The 18,627-nt window shown below is 71.3% G+C and carries 14 protein-coding genes; 4 read left to right on the forward strand and 10 right to left on the reverse strand.

Translation table 11 applies throughout. From position 1 onward, the window contains the following. The first annotated feature begins 119 nt into the window (after nt 1-119). Nucleotides 120-2,150, forward strand: coding sequence for an amylo-alpha-1,6-glucosidase (locus WMF27_RS11480; RefSeq protein WP_437768823.1), 2,031 nt, complete (start codon nt 120-122; stop codon nt 2,148-2,150). A gap of 100 nt (nt 2,151-2,250) precedes the next feature. Here WMF27_RS11480 and WMF27_RS11485 read toward each other — a convergent pair whose 3' ends face one another. The 6 genes from WMF27_RS11485 to WMF27_RS11510 all read right to left on the reverse strand — a co-directional run bounded on the left by WMF27_RS11485 (nt 2,251) and on the right by WMF27_RS11510 (nt 8,392). Beyond that, nucleotides 2,251-3,762, reverse strand: coding sequence for a pyridoxal phosphate-dependent decarboxylase family protein (locus WMF27_RS11485; protein ID WP_437768822.1), 1,512 nt, complete (start codon nt 3,760-3,762; stop codon nt 2,251-2,253). Nucleotides 3,763-3,945: 183 nt separating this feature from the next. Beyond that, nucleotides 3,946-4,434 carry an SsrA-binding protein SmpB gene (smpB, locus tag WMF27_RS11490; RefSeq protein WP_437768821.1) on the reverse strand — a complete coding sequence of 163 codons (489 nt, stop codon included), beginning with the start codon at nt 4,432-4,434 and terminating at the stop codon, nt 3,946-3,948. A gap of 224 nt (nt 4,435-4,658) precedes the next feature. Continuing rightward, entirely contained in the window at nt 4,659-5,555 is an 897-nt protein-coding gene (locus WMF27_RS11495) for an STAS domain-containing protein (RefSeq protein WP_437768820.1), read from the reverse strand. Nucleotides 5,556-5,922: 367 nt separating this feature from the next. Then, nucleotides 5,923-6,186 carry a BPTI/Kunitz-type proteinase inhibitor domain-containing protein gene (locus WMF27_RS11500; RefSeq protein WP_437944146.1) on the reverse strand — a complete coding sequence of 88 codons (264 nt, stop codon included), beginning with the start codon at nt 6,184-6,186 and terminating at the stop codon, nt 5,923-5,925. Between the two features lie 247 nt (nt 6,187-6,433). Further along, nucleotides 6,434-7,819 carry a serine/threonine protein kinase gene (locus WMF27_RS11505; RefSeq protein WP_437944147.1) on the reverse strand — a complete coding sequence of 462 codons (1,386 nt, stop codon included), beginning with the start codon at nt 7,817-7,819 and terminating at the stop codon, nt 6,434-6,436. Between the two features lie 201 nt (nt 7,820-8,020). Next, on the reverse strand, nt 8,021-8,392 hold the full coding sequence (locus WMF27_RS11510; RefSeq protein WP_437768818.1) for a cupredoxin domain-containing protein: 372 nt from the start codon (nt 8,390-8,392) through the stop codon (nt 8,021-8,023). 278 nt (nt 8,393-8,670) lie between these two features. Between WMF27_RS11510 and WMF27_RS11515 the strand changes: the two genes are divergently transcribed. Both WMF27_RS11515 and WMF27_RS11520 read left to right on the forward strand, forming a co-directional pair. Beyond that, nucleotides 8,671-9,570, forward strand: a complete 900-nt coding sequence (locus WMF27_RS11515; RefSeq protein ID WP_437768817.1) for a hypothetical protein — start codon at nt 8,671-8,673, stop codon at nt 9,568-9,570. A 55-nt stretch (nt 9,571-9,625) separates the two neighbouring features. Continuing rightward, on the forward strand, nt 9,626-10,327 hold the full coding sequence (locus WMF27_RS11520) for a DUF4336 domain-containing protein (protein WP_437768816.1): 702 nt from the start codon (nt 9,626-9,628) through the stop codon (nt 10,325-10,327). 177 nt (nt 10,328-10,504) lie between these two features. On the opposite strand, the gene WMF27_RS11525 is transcribed toward WMF27_RS11520, so the two are convergent. Both WMF27_RS11525 and WMF27_RS11530 read right to left on the reverse strand, forming a co-directional pair. Next, on the reverse strand, nt 10,505-11,572 hold the full coding sequence (locus WMF27_RS11525) for a hypothetical protein (RefSeq protein ID WP_437768815.1): 1,068 nt from the start codon (nt 11,570-11,572) through the stop codon (nt 10,505-10,507). Between the two features lie 198 nt (nt 11,573-11,770). Then, nucleotides 11,771-15,073, reverse strand: a complete 3,303-nt coding sequence (locus WMF27_RS11530) for a beta-propeller domain-containing protein (RefSeq protein WP_437768814.1) — start codon at nt 15,071-15,073, stop codon at nt 11,771-11,773. Between the two features lie 80 nt (nt 15,074-15,153). Here WMF27_RS11530 and WMF27_RS11535 point away from each other — a divergent pair, with 80 nt between their 5' ends. Next, nucleotides 15,154-15,303 (forward strand): hypothetical protein, encoded by a 150-nt coding sequence (locus WMF27_RS11535; RefSeq protein WP_437768813.1) that lies wholly within the window; start codon nt 15,154-15,156, stop codon nt 15,301-15,303. A gap of 266 nt (nt 15,304-15,569) precedes the next feature. Here WMF27_RS11535 and WMF27_RS11540 read toward each other — a convergent pair whose 3' ends face one another. Beyond that, the gene (locus tag WMF27_RS11540; RefSeq protein WP_437768812.1) at nt 15,570-16,814 is read right to left on the reverse strand and encodes an ATP-binding protein; all 1,245 of its coding nucleotides are present in this window, start codon (nt 16,812-16,814) and stop codon (nt 15,570-15,572) included. Nucleotides 16,815-16,923: 109 nt separating this feature from the next. After that, nucleotides 16,924-18,417: a protein kinase domain-containing protein gene (locus WMF27_RS11545; RefSeq protein WP_437768811.1), complete on the reverse strand. Its 1,494-nt coding sequence runs from the start codon at nt 18,415-18,417 to the stop codon at nt 16,924-16,926. Nucleotides 18,418-18,627: the final 210 nt, after the last annotated feature.

The raw sequence follows: 18,627 nt of genomic DNA on the forward strand, positions 1-18,627 counted from the left end.
GAAAATTGACACGGCGCTGCGGACGGACGCCTGCGCGGTGGCCGCCGATGACGGTTACGATGCCGTGATCAAAAATCCTCGGCGAATTCGAGGGGCGCGTCGAGCCGGTTCGGTCAGCGATGGACGTCCCGGAGGAGGAGCGCATGGTCAGGATGGGGAGGGAGATCTGCGGCGACCTGAGGATCGCCGAAGACCGCGAGTGGCTCGTCACCAACGGCATCGGCGGCTATGGCTCCGGGACGGTGGCCGGCTCGATCACGCGCGGCTACCACGGGCTGCTCGTCGCCGCCCTCCGGCCGCCCGTCGATCGGCGGCTGATGCTGGTCAAGCTCGACGAGACCGTCACCTGCCGCGGCGCGGCCTGGGACCTCGCGACCAACCGCTGGGCGAGCGGCGCCGTCGCGCCGAGCGGCTTCGTCAACATCGAGCACTTCGCGCTCGAGGGCTCGATCCCTTGCTGGCGCTACGCCTGCGCCGACGCGCTGCTCGAGAAGCGCGTCTGGATGGAGCACGGCCAGAACACGACCTACGTCGCTTACACCGCGCTCCAGGCCCGCGAGCCGCTGCGCCTCACCGCGCGCGCCATCGCCAACAACCGCGTCTTCCACAACACAGGCACCGTCGCGTGGCCGGCCGAGGTCAGCGCCGCCTGGGGCGGCGTCCGCGTCGTCACGGCCGGCGACGCGCTGCCGCTGTTCCTCAAGCTGGAAGGCGGCGCGGCCACCCCCGCGACGGAGCTCTACCGCGGCTTCGCGCTCCCGGCCGAGACGGCGCGCGGGCTCCTCGACCGCGACGACCACCTCCACGTCGCTACCTTCGAGGCGACCCTCTTGCCCGGCGAGACGGTGGTGTTCCTCGCCGCCGCCGGAGACGGCATCACCGCTGTCGATCCGGAGGCCCTTTCGCGCCGCCGCGCGCGCGATCGGGCCCTCCTCTCGGCGTGGAGCGGGGCGCGGCCGTCGGGCGCGGCCGCCGCCCCCGGCTGGGTCTCGCAGCTCGTCCTCGCCGCCGACCAGTTCGTCGTGGAACGCGCGCAGGCCTCCGGCGGCAGCCCCGGCAAGAGCGTCATCGCCGGTTATCCCTGGTTCGAGGACTGGGGCCGCGACACGATGATCAGCCTGCCCGGCCTCGCGCTCTCGACAGGACAGGCGAGCATCGCCGCGCCGATCCTCCGCACGTTCGCCGCCTTCGTGGATCAGGGGATGTTGCCCAACCGGTTCCCCGACGGCGCCGCGCACCCCGAATACAACACGATGGACGCCACGCTCTGGTACTTCCAGGCCATCCGCGCCTGTCACGAGGCGACCGGCGACGACGGGCTCCTGCGCGATCTGTTCCCGGTGCTGCGGGACATCGTCGACTGGCATCTCCGGGGCACGCGGTATGGGATCCAGGTTGACCCGGGCGACGGCCTGCTCCGCGGCGGGCAGGACGGCGTCCAGCTCACCTGGATGGATGCCAAGGTCGGCGATCGCGTGATCACGCCGCGCATCGGCAAGCCGGTCGAGATCAACGCCCTCTGGTACAACGCGCTGCGGGCGATGGTCGCCTTCGCCGCCCGCCTCGGCGAGCCCGCCGAGCCGTATCAGGGGATGGCGGCGAGGGCCCTCGCCTCCTTCGAGCGCTTCTGGAACGCCGCCGCGGGCTACTGCTACGACGTCCTCGACGGGCCCGCCGGCGTCGAGGCGGCGCTCCGGCCGAACCAGATCTTCGCCGTGTCGCTCCCCGAGAGCCCGCTCTCCCCCGAGCGACAGCGCGCCGTGGTCGACGCGTGCGCGCGGGCGCTCCTGACCTCACACGGGCTGCGCTCGCTCGCCCCGTCGGATCCCGCGTATCACGGGTTCTACGGCGGCGATCAGGAGCGCCGCGATTCCGCTTACCACCAGGGCATGGTCTGGGCCTGGCTCATCGGCCCGTTCACCGAGGCGCACCTCCGCGTTTATGGCGATCCCGACGCAGCCCGCCGGCTGCTCGCGCCGATGGGCGACCACATCAACACCGCCGGCCTCGGCTCGATCAGCGAGATCTTCGATGGTGACGCCCCCTTCGCGCCGCGCGGCTGCATCGCCCAGGCGTGGAGCGTCGCCGAGGTGCTCCGCGCCTTCACGCTCCTCGACCAGGCGGCGTTGCCGGCCCAGAAGCCCGCTTGACGCGACGACGCAACGAGGAGATCCCGAGGTGATCCAGGGAGGGAAGCAGAACACGAGACCGAGCTGAGCCAGCGCCGCGTGAGCGCGTCTGTTGCGCCCCTCAGTCGTCGTCCGCTCCTCCGCGCTGCTCGCCGCCGCGCGCGGGCGAGAGCGGCCCGTCGCGGAGCTCTTCCAGCACCTCCGCGAGGCTCGACGCGACGTCGGCGAGCGCCGCGTGCACCCGGTCCGCGTGTGTCCTGAAGCTCAGGATGCACATCCGCAGCAGGAACCGCCCTCCGGCCACCACCCCCGTGAGCAGCACCCGCTGCTTCGCGTTCACCCGCGCGAGGAGGCGCCGGTTCAGCGCGTCGAGCGCCGCCCCGTCGCCGACGCCGGGCGGGCGCGCCCTGAAGGCGAGGAGCGACAGCTCGGGCTCCGCCACGACCTCGATGTGCGCCACCTGCCGGAGGGCGTCGGCCGCGCCGCGCGCGAGCGTGAGCTTCTCGTCGAGCTCGGCCCGGAAGACGGAGGCCCCATGCATCTTCAGCGGCAGCCACACCCGCAGCCCGCGCGCGTCGCGCGACAGCTCGGGGCCGATCGCGCAGAAATCGACGAGATCGTCCTCTGCCTGCATCGGCGGCATGTACGACGCGGAGAGCGCGTGCGCGCGCCGCAGCGCCTCGCGATCGCGCACCGCGAGGCAGCCCGTCCCGTACGGCAAGAAGAGGCTCTTGTGCGGGTCCAGCGTCACCGAATCGGCGCGCTCGATCCCCCGCATCGCCGCGCGCCCTCGCTCGGTGAGCGCGAAGAAGCCGCCGTACGCCGCGTCGACGTGCAGCCAGAGGCGCTCGGCCTCGGCGAGGCCGGCGAGGGCGGGCAGATCGTCGATCGCGCCGGTGCCCGTCGTGCCCGCGGAGGCGACGAGCAGGAAAGGCGAGAGGCCGCGCGCCCGGTCGCGCGCGACCGCCTCCGCCGCCGCGTCGGTCCGCATGCGAAAGCGCCCGTCCACCGGGATCTCGCGCACGGCCTCCGGCGGAAAGCCGGCGAGGAGCGCGGCCTTCGTCACCGAGTGGTGCGCTTCCTCCGAGGCATAGAGGGTCCCTCGCAGGAAGTCCGGCGGGAGTCGCTCGCGGCGCGCGGTGATCACCGCGACGAGGTTCGCGAGCGAGCCGCCCGTCGTGAGGAGGCCCCCGGAGCCCTCGGGCAGGCCGAGCATGGCGCAGAACCAGGCGATCACGTTCGCCTCGATCTGCACGAGCAGGGGGGCGGCCTGGAACATGCCCACATACCGGTTCACCGCGTCCGCGATCAGATCGGCCACGGCCGCGTGAAAGAGCCCGCCGCCCGGGATGTACCCCATGTAACCGGGGGACGCCGTGTTCAGGCTCATCGGGATGAGCTTGCCGAAGAGCTTCCGGAGGAGCTTTTCGTAAGGCACGCCGCGCTCCGGCAGCGGCTCGCGGAGCGAGCGCGCGACCCGCTTGCCTCCCCGCGTCGCGTGCATCGGCTGCTCCGGCAGGCTCTCGATGTGCTGAACGATGCGGTCCATCGCGAGCTCGACCATCTCGCGCATGGCGTCGCCCGGCAGCTCGAGCGGGTGGGGGCCTGACGGCGGGCGTTTCGGGCGGGCCAACACGCGCCATCCTACGTCATCGCGCGCTCCACGGCGGGCGGCGTTCCGGGCGAAAACGTCGCGAAACGTCGCGAAACGTCGCGAAACGTCGCGAAACGTCCAGCGAGACGAGCCGCCTCGTCCGGGGTGGGCGCCGGCCTGCGATCGACGCCCGAGCTCGGTCCTCCGCGAGCTCGCGGAGCGTCACGCGCGCCCGTACCCTCGCTGTCCGTGCACCACCACGGCGCGCATCTCGCGCTCGGCGTCTTGCTCCTTGATGGTCTCGCGCTTGTCGTGGCTCTTCTTGCCACGCGCCAGCGCGATCTCGACCTTGGCCAGACCGCTCTTGAAGTAGAGCCGGGTCGCGACGGCGGTCATCCCCTCGCGGGCGATCGAGAGGTCGAGGCGCTCGATCTCGCGCCGGTGGAGGAGGAGCTTGCGCGCGCCCTTCGGCACGTGGCCGAAGGCGGCGTCGGCCATCGCGGCGATGCTCACGCCGTGCAAGAACACCTCGCCCCGGAGGACCGTGCAGAACGAGTCGGTCAGGTCGGCCTTGCCGGCGCGAAGCATCTTCACCTCGCTCCCCTTGAGGACGATGCCCGCCTCGAACCGGTCGCCGAGGTCGTAATTGAAGCCAGCGCGCTTGTTGCGCGCGATGAGCGTCTCGCCAGGCCTGGCCTTTTCCTTCGGCACGGGGGCATCTTATCCGTCGTTCCCCAGCGCGGCGAAGCGCCGGGCGGACGAGAGGCCCGACGGGAGCAGCCGGCGGGCCTCGGCGAAGGCCGCGCGCGCATCGGCCTCCCGGCCGGCGCGGCGGGCGGCGCGCGCCGGGAACGGGAAGTAGCGCGCCTCGAGCGCCCAGAAACGTCAGCGCCCCGAGCAGGCTGCCGGCGGCCGCGATCCCCCGGCAGGGTGCGTCATGCCGGGGACGGCGACGGGGCTCCCGGGCTCGTCGCGGTGGCGAACGCGATCCCGCTCTGCAGATCGCGGCGGGTCACGATGCCGGCGAGATCGATGCCGAGGCGGACGATGGCCTGGGACACCTCGGGCCGGATGCCTGTCAGGACGACCTGCGCCCCGAGCAGCCGGACCGCCCGCGCCACCTGCAGGAGGGCGCTCGCCGAGGCCGTGTCGATGTCCGGCACGCCCGTGACGTCGATGATCGCCACCCGCGCCTGCCGCTCGACCACCTTGCCCAGCAGGTTCTCCATCATCTGCTGCGCCCGCGCCGCGTCCAGCGCGCCCACCAGCGGCAGCACGAGGACGCCCTGGCGGATGGGCACGATGGGCGCCGACAGCTCCAGGAGCGTCTTCGCCTGCATCCGGAGCTTGTCCTCGAGCTGCTTTCGCTTGGTGATCACCTCCGAGAACAGCACGATCCCGCCGATCTCGCCGGTCGTCGTGTGCCACGGGAAGATCTTCCAGCTCCCCCATTCGACGTGCCCGTCGGCCCGCGGGAAGGGCTCCTCGTCATTCCCTTCCGAGGCCCCTGCGAGGCAGCGCTCGTGGATGGCCTTCCAGTGCTCGGGCATGTCGGGGAAGATCTCGTAATGGCTCCGGCCGAGGACATCTTCTTCGCGCAAGCCGAAATCCGCCAGGTGACGGTGACTGGCCAGGATGTAGCGCATGTCCCGATCGAACATGGCAAACGCGCCGGGTGTGTAGGTGACAAAGAGGCGCACATGCTCCTCGCTCCGGCGCAGGGCAGCGCGGAGGTGATCCCGCTCCTGGTCCGCCTCCTCCAGCTCCCGGATGCGCTGCCTCAGGCGCTCATTTTCCGCAATGACATCCTTGTGATCCGATTCACAGTTCATCTGTGCCCCTTGTTCTGTCCTCACCTGTATACCAAAAGAAGTGGAACCTCACAGATCGTGCAGGGAGGTCTGCGACGGGCGCTCGCCGGACGGACCGGTGTGGGGGCGCCCACGCCCTTGGGGCTCAGGGCGTCTCGGAGAGCCGCGGCGTGCACCTGCCCTCCGAGCACACCGCCGTCATTCCTTCCGGATACACGGGCGCGCAGGGAGGGCACGCGACGATCTCTTCGGGGCAAACGAGGGCGCCGAGATCCCCGCTCTGGTTGAGGGCGACGATGCCTTTCCCGTCGCACGACTCGCAGCACCCGACGCCGTCGCGCAGGGCGCAGTCCGCGTCTTAGCGGTTCTCGTTGCCCTCGCAACCACCCTAGGTGAACGGAACACACTCGCCGGTGCTGGGGTCGTGCCAGTAGCTCGGGATCGCCGCTTCGCAGGGCCCGGTCTCCTGCGGCAGCGTGCAACGATCCGGCGATTCTCCGCCGGCGCCGCTGCTCGCGACCGAGCCGCCGCCGCTGCCAGCGACCGAGCTGCTGGAGCCGCCGCCGCTGCCCGCGACCGGGCCCCCGCCGCCCGGGCCTCCGTCGTTCCCCGCGCCGCTGCAGGCCGCCGCGAGCAGGAGAGACGTGAGCAAGCCCAGACCGAGGGACAATCGTCGGTACATTCCAAGGACATCGCAATCGGCGCGTCGTCGGTCACCTGAGCATAAGACAATCGATCGTAGGAGTTGCATCCGGAGCCGATGGCATCTCAGGCGGTGGTGTGCCAGGCGACGCTGCGCGCCGTGACGGCGCGATCGAGGTGCGGCGCGCCCCTCTCCGGAGCGCCGCCCACGCGGAGGTATCGTGTCCCACCTGCCGACCGATCAGGGCCGATGTGCGTCACGACGCGCGTTCGTCGCGCGGCGGCCGCAGGGCCGCATTCACTCGCACGATGTGCACGCTGCAGCCGGATCGCGCGGTGACCGTCGACGCGACCGACTGGGACCAGGCGCGGCCGCCCTGCGGCGGCGCTCCGATCACGACGAGATCGACGTTGTTGTGGCGAGCCAGCTCGACAATCACGTCCTCTGGCGCGCTGGACGCGACGGCGTGCAACGAGAGCCGCTGGCTGGGCAGGCCCAGTGGAGCCGCCCAGTCTCGCAGCTTCACCAGGTGCTCGCGGGACGCTCCGGAAGGAGCGATCACGGTCAGGCAGATCAGGCGAAACTCCGTGCTGAGCGCGAGGAACTGCGAGACCGCAGAGCGGATCGCCTGGTGTCGTTCGTCTTCCAGATGGGTGGTGTCGACGGCGACCAGGACGATCGGTGTGCGGCTGAGCAGCGCCGGGGGCGCGCGGAGGCGGGCGCCGTGCTCGGCGCGAGCCCTCAGGAATCGCTGCAGCTGCGAGACCAGGCCGGCGCGCTTGGTCTTCGTGGCGCGCGCGCTCAGCGGCACCTGCTCGGGGTGTCGCAGGTCGAATGCCACGTGGGCGGCCGACTGGTAGCGCAGCTCCGCGCGCGGCTCCAGGCAGCGCAGGATGATCTCCTGCAGCCACGGCGGTATGCCGGGCGCGATCGCCGAGGGGGGCAGGGGGTCGAGCCAGAGCCGGTTGCGCACGTCGGTGTCGGGCTCGCCGAACGGCAGCTCCCTCGTCGCCAGCTCGTACAGCACCACGCCCAGCGCAAACAGATCGCTGCGCCGGTCTGCGCGTGTTCCGAGGATCTGCTCCGGCGAGACGTACGGCGCAGAGCCGGCGCCGAGGCGCGTCTCCTCCGCCAGCAGATCGGGGTAATGCGCATGGTGGGCGAAGCCAAAGTCGATGAGGACCACCGTGCCGTCCGCGCGAACGATGGCATTCTCGGGCTTCACGTCCAGATGGACGACGCCCTGCTGATGGATGCCATGCAGCGCGTCCGCGAGGGCGGCGCCGATCCGGGTCACGTCGGCGGTGTTCAGCGGTCCAGCGCCGAGCAGGTCAGCGAGCGTGCGGCCTTCGATCCACTCCGTGACCAGGTACGGCGTACCCGCGAGGTCTCCCGCCGCCACGAAAGCCGGCACGTGAGGTCCTTTCAAGGTCGGGAGGATCATCGTCTCCGTCTCGAAGCCGACGATGCTCTCGCTGGGCTCGTTCGGCCCCAGGCGCGGCAGCTTCATGACCAGCGGCCGCTCGATGCCTGGCCTCGTGACGCGGAAGAGCACGCCCATGCCCCCCGCGCGCACGCGAGCGCCGAGCGTGAAGCCGTCAATCTCCGCGCCGGGGCTCCAGTCTTTCAGCGCGTGCATCATGGTCCGCCGCCCTCGCACGATGCGCTGTGCCGCCAGTCGTGGCAAGCGCCGCGCGGCGTCGGCCGCGCGCTTGCCCGAGACGAGCCGCGGCGCAGGCGAGCGCTATGCGGTGACTCGAACGGGTGCGCTGGCGCGAGCACGTGGCTCGCGCCAGCCGGAGGGCTCGCTCGTGGTGAGCCAGGGAGCGCTTCCCTCTGCTGCTCACCTCCTCGGCGTGACGGCGATCGTGCCCTTGATCATCCCCATGCCACACTCGAATTGGAGCTCCCCTGCCTTCAGCTCCGGGAGGTCGATGGTCACGGGCTGTCCGGTCGGCAGCTCCTTGCGGATACCGAGGCTCGGGAAGACGACCTCCTTGGTGCAGCCGCCGCTGTCGTGTCGGACGAGCCGGAGCTCCAGCCGCTCCCCCTCGACCGCGGCGATCTTCTCGGGCACGAAGGCGCCGTGGACCATGATCTCGACCACGCGAGGGGCCTTCTGTGGCTCGGCGCTCGCGGGCTGAGAGCAGCCGAGCGCGGAGGCGACCGAGGTGATGCCGAGCGCGATCGAGAAGATTGCGTGCGTGACCTTCATGAGAAGCTCCTTTCAGGTGCTGCGGGAGGACGCGCCGGTCTCCGTCGCATTACAGTCGAGCGTGGGAGATCGGCTCGCCTGCCGGGACCGGCGACGCGCGCCCCCGCGCCGCCTGAGCGCCCGCAGCATCTCGATCGCCGCGGCGGTGCCGCCCCTGGAGGTCACGCGCTCGCGCAGCTGCGCCGGGCCCTCGTCGGGGAGATTGACTTTTGGACCGCGTTTGGATTTCTTGGTCCCATAGCCGGGCGACACTGTCCCGACCCAGGGGAGGCGACGTCTTGCCGTACCGCGACAAGCTGGATGCTGCTTCGGGCACGGGGAAGCTGATCACGGTCCGCCGCTACCTCGATCCGGTCGCGGCCCAGATGGACCGCACGCTGCTCTCGGCCAGCGGCATCGAGTCCCACGTGTTCGAGGCGGCGAGCTACAACCCGATGCTGAGCGGCGCCGCCGGCGGCACGCAGCTGCAGGTGCGCGAGGGTGATCTCCAGCGCGTGGAGGGGCTCCTCGAGGTCCACCCCGGGGAGGCGGCCAGCGACGACGACGAGGAGGCCGCCGGGGTCCGCTGCCCGCGCTGCGAGCTCCCCTACTGCTTCCACGAGCGCCTGCGCCTCGAGGGTTCGAGCGCCGCTGCCGCGCTGGCGATCCTCGCCGCGCCGCTCATGCTGTTCCTGCCGAGGCGCTGGCACTGTCACAAGTGCGGCCATATCTGGGACGATCCGAAGGAGGGGCCCGCCGCGATGACGAAGCTCGAGGAGGGCGATCCGCGGCCGGTCTTCCGCTTGCGGCGCGCGCACTCGGGCATGGGCCTGTTCCTCGGCCTGCTCGCGGGCTTCTGCGGGGCGGTCCTGGTCGCGGCCGCCCTGCCGCGCGGCGCCGGTGGGGAGCTCGCCGCCGCCGTGCTCGTCGGGGCGCCCTTCGTCGGCTGGGCCGTCGGTCACTGGTGGCAGTACGATCTCTGCTCCGAGCCGGGCTGCCGCACGGCGCTGACGTCCGATCGGAGCGAGTGCCCGCGCTGCGGCGGCGCCATCGCCGGCGTCGTCCGGTCGGCTGACGAGCACCACGCGGCGGCCGCGGATTTCCGGCGCGAGCTCGGCGCGCTGCGGGCGGCGGACCGGGCGCGCGAGGGCGAGAAGAAGAAGAGAAGGAAGAATCGGCCCGCCGGCGCCGCGGGTTGAGGACGAATGGCCCTTGCCCCTCGAACGCCTTGGCCGCCTGGAGGATGCCGCCCGCATGCCTGACAGCGCTCTCACCGCCGTGGTCGATGACAAGATCTGGACCCTGGACCGTCCCGTGTGGTTCAGCGGGGTACGGATGCGCGCCCGCACAACGGTCGTACGCCTCGAGGACGGCAGTTTGCTCCTGCACACCCCGGCCCCTCCCACCGATGCGCTGGCAGAGCAGCTACGCGCCCTGGGCCCCGTGCGCTGGCTCGTGGTACCCAACTGCTGGCATCATCTCGGGACACCCGCGGCGGCGGCCCGTTTCCCCGAGGCGCGGGTGGTGGGACCGGCGTCGGCGCTCGACAGGAACAAGGCGTTGAGAATCGACGTGGATATCCACGACGCCCAGTTCGGCGAGCAGGTCCCCGAGCTCGAGGCCTTGCCGCTTCGGGGCGTGCCGTTCTGGGACGAGACGGTGCTCTACCACCGGCCGACGCAAACCCTGCTGGGCGCAGACATCGTGCTTTGCGCTTGCGCCAAGGACCACTGGACTTTGCGTTACGCCGCGCGCCTTACTGGCTTCTACGAGCGGGTGCGCGTGCCTCCCGACGCCAGAAAGAAGATTCCGGACAGGACCGCGGCGGCGCGCTCCATCCGCGCCATGCTGGAGCGACCGGCCCAGCGTCTCATCGTGGGGCATGCCGAGGTCATCGAAGAAGGTTGGCGCGACGGCCTCGCACGAGCCTGGCGACTGGAGGGCGTGGAGGTGTAGGTTGACAGCGCCGCTTCCATGCGGCTCTCGCCGAGCGAAAGCCCCGTCATTGCTCGAGCGAGAAATGAGCCGCCAAGGCGCCAAGGACGCCAAGGACAAAACACAATCTTGGCGTCCTTGGCGCGCTTGGCGGTTCAAATCCCTGCTCTTTTCTGGGGTTTCAACCCGTTTGTCGCTCTAGCCGGAGCGCCGGAACAGGCTCAGCAACCGCCGGAGCAGCCCCGGCTTCGCGGCCGGCGCGCTCGCCGCCGGCGCCGCCTGGTCGCGGCGTGTTGACCTCGGCGCCGCATCGCGGGGCTTCGCCACGGCGGCGTCACGGGGCTTTGCTGCAGCGGGAGGCGCTCCGGGCTCCTCGCGGGCGGCCTCCACGCGCTGGTCCGCGGTGGGCTCGGCCGCGCGGCTCGGTGCCTGCTTCGCTGCCTTCTTTTCGGCCCGCGCCTGGACTCTGGCCTTCATCGCCTCCTTGGCGGTGAGCGCGGGCTTCTTCTTCCGCGGGAATGCGGCGCTCGGCGGGGGCACCCACACGCCGTCCCGGCGCGGCTCGGGGGTCGCCGTCGTCTCCGGCGCCTCGCCGCGCGTCTCGGCGGGCTGCGGCTGCCGCGACGCCTTGGAGGCGCTGGCCTCTCCCGCGGCGGGCGCGCGCTTCGCCTCGGCGAGCGCGGCGTTGCGCTCCGCCTCGCGCTGCGCGGGGTCCGCGGCGGCGGCCGCGCGCTGCTCTCGCGTGGCGGCGCCCGGCGCAGGATGGGCCGCGGGCGCGCGGGTCTGGGTAGCGCCCCCGGCGCCTGTCCGGCCGCGCGGCGTCGCCCCCTCCCGCGCCCCCCTGGCCTTGTCCGGCGAGCGGCGCTCGGCCGCGATGCCGTCGCGTCCTGCGCGCTCCGCCGGCCCGCGCTCGCGCGCTCCACGGTCGGCAGGTCCGCGCTCCGCTGGCCGCGCCGGGCGCCGCGGCGGCGGCTCCTGCGCGGGCGCTGGCGTGCGCGGCCGGCGCATGTCGATGACCCGCGGCGGCCGCGATCGAGCCGGCGCAGCGGCGGCGGGCGAAGCGGCGTCGGGCGCAGCGGCGGCCGGCGCCGCCACGGCGTCTGCCGCGCTCGCTGCGCCCGCCGTCGTGGTCGTCGTCGTGCCGCCGGAAGAGGCCTCCGCGCCCGCCTCCGCCGGTTCTCCGGCGGCTTCCGTCGCGCGCTCCTCGACGGGCCCCGCGCCCTCCGGTTGCCTCTGCCCGTTTTCCGCTGTGCTCTGCTCGACCATGGGGCTCCTCCATAGCGTTGTCGGGCGCTCCGCGAAACCGGATCTCACCGCCTCGCACGCGCGGCCTGCGCGGTGCGTAGCGTTCGAAGAGGGAAAAGAGGGATGAGGCGGCCGCGCCGCGCGAAGCTGCGCGCCGCGCGCCATTGCGGCAAGCCGGCTCGGTGCGCTCGGCCCCGGCCGGCTTGCCCGGCGGCCCGGCTACTCGCCCAGGTAGGGGACGAGGTTGACGGTCTCGCGATCGAGCTGGTGAATCCCGAAGCGGCGGGCGGCGAACAGGACCTCCTCGCCGCTGGTCACGAACCTCTCGGGCCAGCCCCAGAGCGGGAAGAACGCCTGTGCCTTCGGCGCCTCGGGCTCCTCGAGGGAGATCGCCAGGGCGCCGCCCGGCACCTCGAAGAGCGCCCGCATGTCGGCCGTGTGGCGCAGCGACGCCCACGAGGCGAGTCGGACGGTGGAGAGCACGTCGAACTCGGGGATCGCGGGGTTCTCGTTCTCGTTCTCCGGCTCGGGCGGCGGCGCCTCACCCGCCGGCGAGAGCGTGGTCAGCTTCTGGTTGGGATCCCAGCCAGCGTACCACCCGTTGCTCGGACGCCAGATCAGGCTGTGGGACAGGACGGGCAGCCCGCGGCCGTCGATGGAGATCGCGTTGACCTGGCGGTCCGGGAACTTCTGGTACTCCTGCAGGTACGCGAGCCCCTCGTGCACCTCGAGCCGCGCGATCGCCGTCTCGATGAACTGCTGGCCCCACACCCTGTCGCTCGCGAAGATCGACGCGCCCTGGATCGCGAGCACCTCGCCGGGCACGTTGATCCCCGGATCGAGCGCCGGCTGCGACGGGTTGGTCAGGTCGAGGTGCGTGAGGAAGTACTGCGTGCGCGGGCGCGGATCGTCCGGCGCGCGCCCGCTGATCGAGCGCTTGATGTTGAAGTAGAGCTCCCCGTCGTCGTTGAGGACGTTCACGGCCTCGTTGTCGTCCGGCAGCGCGACGGCCGGCGCCACGGTCGGGTGGTCCGGGTCGGAGAGGTCGACCACGTGGACCTCGATTTGTGCCCAGCTGCGGCGCGGGACGTACTCATAACAATACGTCGACGTGATCCCCACGATGTCGTTCCGGTCGACCTCGACCGGCGTGCAGCTCGTGTCCGCGCCGGGGTGGTCCGTGCACTCGGCGAACCCGCCGTTGCAGTACTCCTCGCCGCCGATGTTGCGGCACGTCCGCTCTCCGGCCATGTACGTGCAGCCTTCCTGCCCGAAGCAGCCTGGGTTCTCGACCGAGCTGGTCCGGCACGCCCAGCCGACCCCGAGGTCCTCGGAGTGGCCGATGACGCGCAGGAAGGCGAGGGCGTCGCGCGCCGGGTGCACGGTCGAGAACGAGCTCGCCCCGCCGTAGTAGCTGCCCGTGGCGGGGAGATCGCTCGTGTCGAGCGTGCCCGCCCGCCGCGGCGCGGTCGGGTCGGACAGGTCGATCACCTCGAGGTGGGTCACCTTGCCCACCCAGTTCTCGAAGGTGGTGGTCAGCGACACGAGCAGATCGCCCACCTGGTGGAGCTGCGCGTCGGCCGGCAGATCGAAGGTGGCGATCGGCTGCGCGAGCTGGGTGAGCCCGGCGCTCGGCACGACCTCCGCCTTGATCTTCCGGCTCTCGGCGGGGGTCCAGTAGAGATCGTAAGGCATCTTCACGCGGACGCGGTGCTCGCCGAACGCGAAGACCTTCACGTAATCCGGGGCGAGATCGAGGTGTCCGAGCTTCTCGGGCGTGTCGAGCTTGTCCTGCGCGTAGAGGGTGAGCTCCTCATCGGAGACGTTCGCGGTGGCGATGTCCTCGGCGCGGAACGTGCGGCGCGCGGGGGTCCCGTGCTCCATCACGCCGCGGCGGGTCAGCGTGGTGTCCGAGAAGGTGAAGATCTGCACGCCGGAGAACGGCCGCCGGGTGTTGTCCACAACCCTGCTCGCGGAGAACGGGAGCAGCACGAGGCCCGTCTCGGGCTCTCCGCTCGGCGCCACGGCGTCCACCGCGTCGTCGAGCACCGTGAACGCGCGGTGATCCCAGTCGGCCTCGGACCAGCTCCAGCCCTGGGCGCCGCCGTCGATCTCGGCGCGCGCCACCAGGGGATCCTGGCTCGTCAGATCGGTGATGTCGTAGAGGCTGGCCGCGAGCTGCCGGCCGTTCTGATCGTTCACGCCGATGCCGATCAGGCGCGTCGCGCCGAAGACCGGGCGGAAGAAGTTGTTCCACCCGGACACGATGAACTCGCTCTCCTCGGTGACGTTCCCGCTCGGATCGATGGAGAAGGCGTGGAATGGATCCTGGCGCCGGTAGGTGACCGCGAACGCCCTGTCGTCCAGGAAGATGGCGCCGTAGAGCGACTGTTCGGCGCCGAACTCCTCGCTGTCGATCGGCGCGATGTCGTCGGGATCGGCCGCGTTCCACGTCTCGAGGTAGCTGGGCGACCCGTCGGCCCACTGCGGACCGGAGAAGACCCGCAGCATGTTGTCGCGGAAGTCCATGTGGAACTGGGAGCGCACGTAGCCGGCCGTGCTCACGCTGTCGCGCAGCGCCATGGACCCGTCGCGGCTCGAGATGTCGATGATCGAGATCTCGCTGGGATCCTGCGACCAGCTGCCGCCGTTGTGCGCCACGAGGAGCACGTCCGCCTCCGCGTGGATGGCGGTCACGGTGTCGCCGAGCTCGATCTCGCTGCGCGGGGCGAGCGCGTCGGCGCCGACGTCGAAGCTCCGGACGAGGGTCTTGTTGACCCACTGGAACTGCCCCGGGTTGATCTCCTCGAGCTCCGAGCCGTTCGAGGCGATGTAGAGCGAGCTCGCGCTCTCGCCGCGCGCGAGGCGGCTCGTCATGATGGCGCCCGCGACCGGATATTGCGACAAGAGCTTCGGAGCGGCGCGGTCGGCGATGTCGATGAACAGCACGGTCCCGCCGGTCCGCCGCTCCACGGTCAGGCCGTCGGCCTTGAGCTGGTAGCCGGCCCAGTCGTTCAGGAGCACGACCGCGCGGTCGCCGACGACGTACATCTCGACCGGGGTGCCGGCGATCTGCATCTGGCCCAGGAACTTCGGGGCCGACGGGTCCTGGATGTCGATGACCTGCAGGCCGCGGAAGCTGTTGAGGTTGAGGAGCTGCCCGCCGCCGAGGACGCGGTAGATGTCGCCTTCCTCGAGCTCGCGGCTCTCTTCTTCTTCCTCCTCTTCTTCCTCTTCTTCTTCCTCCTCGCCGAGGTACCCCTCGATGAAAGGATCATCGGCCGACACGAAGTCGGTGGGCCCCGCTGGGGTCTCGGGCTCTGGCTCCTCGGGCTCCTCGGGCTCTTCCTTGGGAGGATCGGGATCAGGCTCCTCCTCCTCGGGCGGAGGGTTCTCGTTCTCTTCTTCTTCCGGTTCGGGTGGGGTCTGCTCCTGGGGCTCGGGCTTGTTGTCGTCGCTCCCGCATCCCTGTCCGAGCAGCAAGAGCAGCGCGGCCATCACGCTGGCCTGCGCTGACAGCACACCTCTGAATAACGCTCTTCTCTTCGCCACAGCTACTCCTCCCTGGCACCTCGCATGAGGTGCGGAGACTGCGCACATCGATGTGTCCTGCACGGTTCAACGTGGTCGGAACGTCGCGGCCCGAGGGCGGCGGTGCGGCGAGCCTCCGGCGAGCGCTCGAGGGCGCGTCCGGCACGGCGCAGCCCGCGATCGAGCCGATCTTCGCGGCTTCGCACTACCGCGGACCGTGAGCTTGCATCCAACGGAGTATCCACCTTCTGGAGTGGCTCCTCAACGTGGAATGCTGTTACGCAGCGGCGGCAGCGCCGATCGCTCTGCGTGGCGCAGGATGGGTTCTTGGGTGGAGCGGAGCGCCGAGAGCTCACACGTGGCGGCGTCTCCCCACACGACGGTTCGGACAGCGCTGGTTGCGGTCGGCTCGCGCCGGTCTGCGGGGCGCTCGACGCCTTCTATCGTGACGTCGAGCGGCGCGGGACCCGCGCTCGTCGCGCGCCGATCACGCGGCCTCTTCCTTCTCCTCCGCCCGCGCCACCGGCAGCGCCACGAAGAACGTCGACCCCTTCGAGACCACGCTCTCCACCCAGATCCGCCCGCCGTGGCCCTCGACGACCCGCTGCGCGATCGCCAGCCCGAGGCCCGTCGAGCGCTCCCCCCCGGTGCTGACCGTCCTCGCCCGCCCGAACGGCCGGAAGAGCTTCCCGAGGTCCTCCGCCGCGATCCCGGGCCCCTCGTCCTTCACCGACAGGATCACCTCGGCCCCCCCGCAGGCGTCCTCCCCGCGGCCGCCGTGGACCCGGACGCAGATGGTCGTGCCCGGAGGCGAGTAGTGGATGGCGTTGCTAATGAGGTTGTTGAGCACCTGCTCCAGCTTGTGGACGTCGACCTCGACCGGCGGGACGCCCTCGTCTCTTTCGACGACGAGCCTCATGCTCTTCTGCCCCGCCAGCACCATGTTGAGCGCCACGTTGGACTCGACGAGCTGGACGATATCGGTGCTCTTCCTGTCGAGGTTCAGCTTGCCGAGCTCGATCATCGACACGTCGAGCAGATCGTTGATGAGCGAGAGCATGAATTTGCTCGAGCTCCTGATCATGTTGACGATCTCGACGCCGCCCTCCTTGAGCAGCGACGACGGCTCCCCGCGCCGGTGGCTCATCAGCATGAAATCGCTGTAGCCCAGGATGACGCCGAGCGGGTTCCTGAGGTCGTGGGCCGCCATGCCGACGAAGCGGTTCTTCTCCTCGTTCAGCCGGACCAGCTCCGCGTTCTTCGCCGCGAGCTCCTCGTGCATCTGGACGAGCTGCCGGTTGCTCTCCTCCAGCGTGTCGGCGTACTGCTTGAGCTTGAGCTGGCTCCGCTTGTGCTCGATGGCGTAGCGGATCGTGCGCTCGAGGATCTGCGCGTCGAACCCCCCCTTCACCAGGTAATCCGCGACACCCGCGCTCATCGCGGCCATGTCGATCTCCTCGTCGCCGACCCCCGTCAGCATGATGATGGGGATCGCGCAGCCGAGGTGGTTGGCCTCGCGCACGACGTCGAGGCCCGTCCGGGCGTCGAGCCGGAAGTCGAGGAGGCAGACGTCGTAGCCGCCGGCGCGCAGCGCCCGGATCGCCTCGTCCGAGCTGCTCAGCCACGTCACGTCGTACCGGGTGCGGGGAGCGTCGCGGAGGAGCCTCCGCGTGACGAGGTGGTCGACCTCGTCGTCATCCACGAGCAGGACCTTCATCGCGCTGTCGTTCATCGGGAGCCTCGACCACGCCGGACATCGGCGCTCTCCCGCCGGCAAGCTTCGCGCCACGCCGCCCGCGCTGCCCCCGCCGTGGCGGAGGCCCGGGTCTTCGCCCCGCCCCTCATGGCCGGCGCTTCTGCTCTTCGGCGACGCCCACGAGCGCGCGCGCCAGGGTGATGAGCTGCCCCGCGTCGAACGGCTTGACGAGGAACGCCGACGCGCCGAGGCGCGACAGGCACTGCCAGTCGGCCGCGCCCCCGGTCCCGGTCGCCACGATGATCGGGAAATCCCCTTGTGGGAGCTTGCGCACCGCCGCCGTGAGCGCGATGCCGTCCAGCCCGGGCATGTCGAGGTCGAACACGCCGAGCGAGGGGCGGTTCGCCTCGATGGCCGAAAGCGCCGCGGCGCCGTCGGGCGTGGTCTCGATGGTCGCGCCGGGCAGCGCCTCCGCGAGGACGCTGGCGAGGAAGCTGCGGAACGACGGGCTGTCGTCGGCGACCAGGACGCGCGTCGAGCGCGCGTACGCCGGCAGGGCGCCGCGCGCGTCGAGCAGCGCCTCGCGCAGCGCCTCCGCGCTCGCCGTGCGCTGGTCGGGCTCCTTGGCCAGCGCCGCGAGCACCGGCGCGTCGAACGACGGCGGCAGATCAGGGCAGATCTCGCTCGGCGGGATCGGGGGCTGATATGCGTGCTGCATGACCAGATCCACCGTGCTCGTGCTCTGGAACGGCAGGCGGCCGGCGAGCAGGTAGTACGCGACCACCCCGAGGGCGTAGACGTCGATGCGCGGCAGCAGCGCGGGATCGAGCTGCCGGCCCAGCGCCACCTCCGGCGCCAGGTACGCCGGGGTGCCGGAGAAGGCGAGCTCGACCCGATCGCCGCGGGGGATCCGCTTCGCGAGCCCGAGATCGGCCACCACGACGCGGAGGGCCTGGCCGACGAGGATGTTGCTCGGCTTGACGTCGCGGTGGGCGATGCCCGAGGCGTGGATCGCCGCGACGCCGAGGCAGGCCTGGTCGAGGACGCTCAGCGCCTCGTCGAGGCCGAGCCGGCCCCCCTTGCTGTGGACATGCGTGTCGAGCGTGACCCCGGGCACGTACTGCATGACGAAATACGGCGCGTTTTCGTACTCGCCGAACGCATGGATCTCGACGACGTTCGGGTGGTGGACGCGCGCCATCGCCCGCGCCTCCGCCAGCAGGCGGGCCTGCATCTGCGCGTTGTCGAGCTGCTCCGGCCGGAGCAGCTTGACGGCGACGTTCCGCTGGAGCTGCTCGTCGCGCGCCAGGAGGATGACGCCCATGGCCCCCTCTCCGAGGCGACCGACGACGCGGTAAACCCCTCCGAGCAACGTGCCCTCGGGCGGCACCTGAACCGGGCTGCCTCCCTCGTGCAGGCTCGAGCGCGCCGCGGCCTGCCAGAGGTCCTCGTCGCTCAGCGTGGAGCCGCCGCCGTTCCGCTCGGCCGGCCGCTCCGCCCGCGCGGGGGGACGGTCGCGCACCACGGTGTCGACGCCCTGCAGCGTGTCCGCGGTGTCGGGCGCGAGCGGCGCGGGGGGATCGCCGCCGTTCGCGCTTCCAGAGCTGAAGCCGGGCGAGCCGTCCGCCGCGTCTGCCATGGTGCGCATGATACGTGCCCTGCGCATGCCTATCAACGGAGAGCGACACGCGCTCCCGCTGCGAAGCGCGGCGCACGCGGCGGTCTGACGGCGCGCCGCGGGCGCGTCACGGTCAGGCGGGATGTCGCAGCTGTGGCAGGATGCCACGCTGCGCGGCGAGCGTGGCTTTGCGCCGCGCTCGCCGGCCGGCCGGGCCGTAGGGCGCCTCCA

Source organism: Sorangium sp. So ce281 (genome assembly GCF_051527395.1).
GTDB classification, from domain to species: Bacteria; Myxococcota_A; Polyangia; order Polyangiales; family Polyangiaceae; genus Sorangium; species Sorangium cellulosum_B.

What these genes read in the sequence shown, in the direction of transcription:
- WMF27_RS11505 (WP_437944147.1), bottom strand. Translation starts at nt 7,819, where the DNA reads ATGATGCACGCGCTGAAAGACTGGAGCCCCGGCGCGGAGATTGACGGC.
- WMF27_RS11525 (WP_437768815.1), bottom strand. Translation starts at nt 11,572, where the DNA reads ATGGTCGAGCAGAGCACAGCGGAAAACGGGCAGAGGCAACCGGAGGGC.
- WMF27_RS11520 (WP_437768816.1), top strand. Translation starts at nt 9,626, where the DNA reads ATGCCTGACAGCGCTCTCACCGCCGTGGTCGATGACAAGATCTGGACC.
- WMF27_RS11540 (WP_437768812.1), bottom strand. Translation starts at nt 16,814, where the DNA reads ATGAACGACAGCGCGATGAAGGTCCTGCTCGTGGATGACGACGAGGTC.
- WMF27_RS11545 (WP_437768811.1), bottom strand. Translation starts at nt 18,417, where the DNA reads ATGGCAGACGCGGCGGACGGCTCGCCCGGCTTCAGCTCTGGAAGCGCG.
- WMF27_RS11535 (WP_437768813.1), top strand. Translation starts at nt 15,154, where the DNA reads ATGTGTCCTGCACGGTTCAACGTGGTCGGAACGTCGCGGCCCGAGGGC.
- WMF27_RS11480 (WP_437768823.1), top strand. Translation starts at nt 120, where the DNA reads ATGGACGTCCCGGAGGAGGAGCGCATGGTCAGGATGGGGAGGGAGATC.
- WMF27_RS11510 (WP_437768818.1), bottom strand. Translation starts at nt 8,392, where the DNA reads ATGAAGGTCACGCACGCAATCTTCTCGATCGCGCTCGGCATCACCTCG.
- WMF27_RS11495 (WP_437768820.1), bottom strand. Translation starts at nt 5,555, where the DNA reads ATGAACTGTGAATCGGATCACAAGGATGTCATTGCGGAAAATGAGCGC.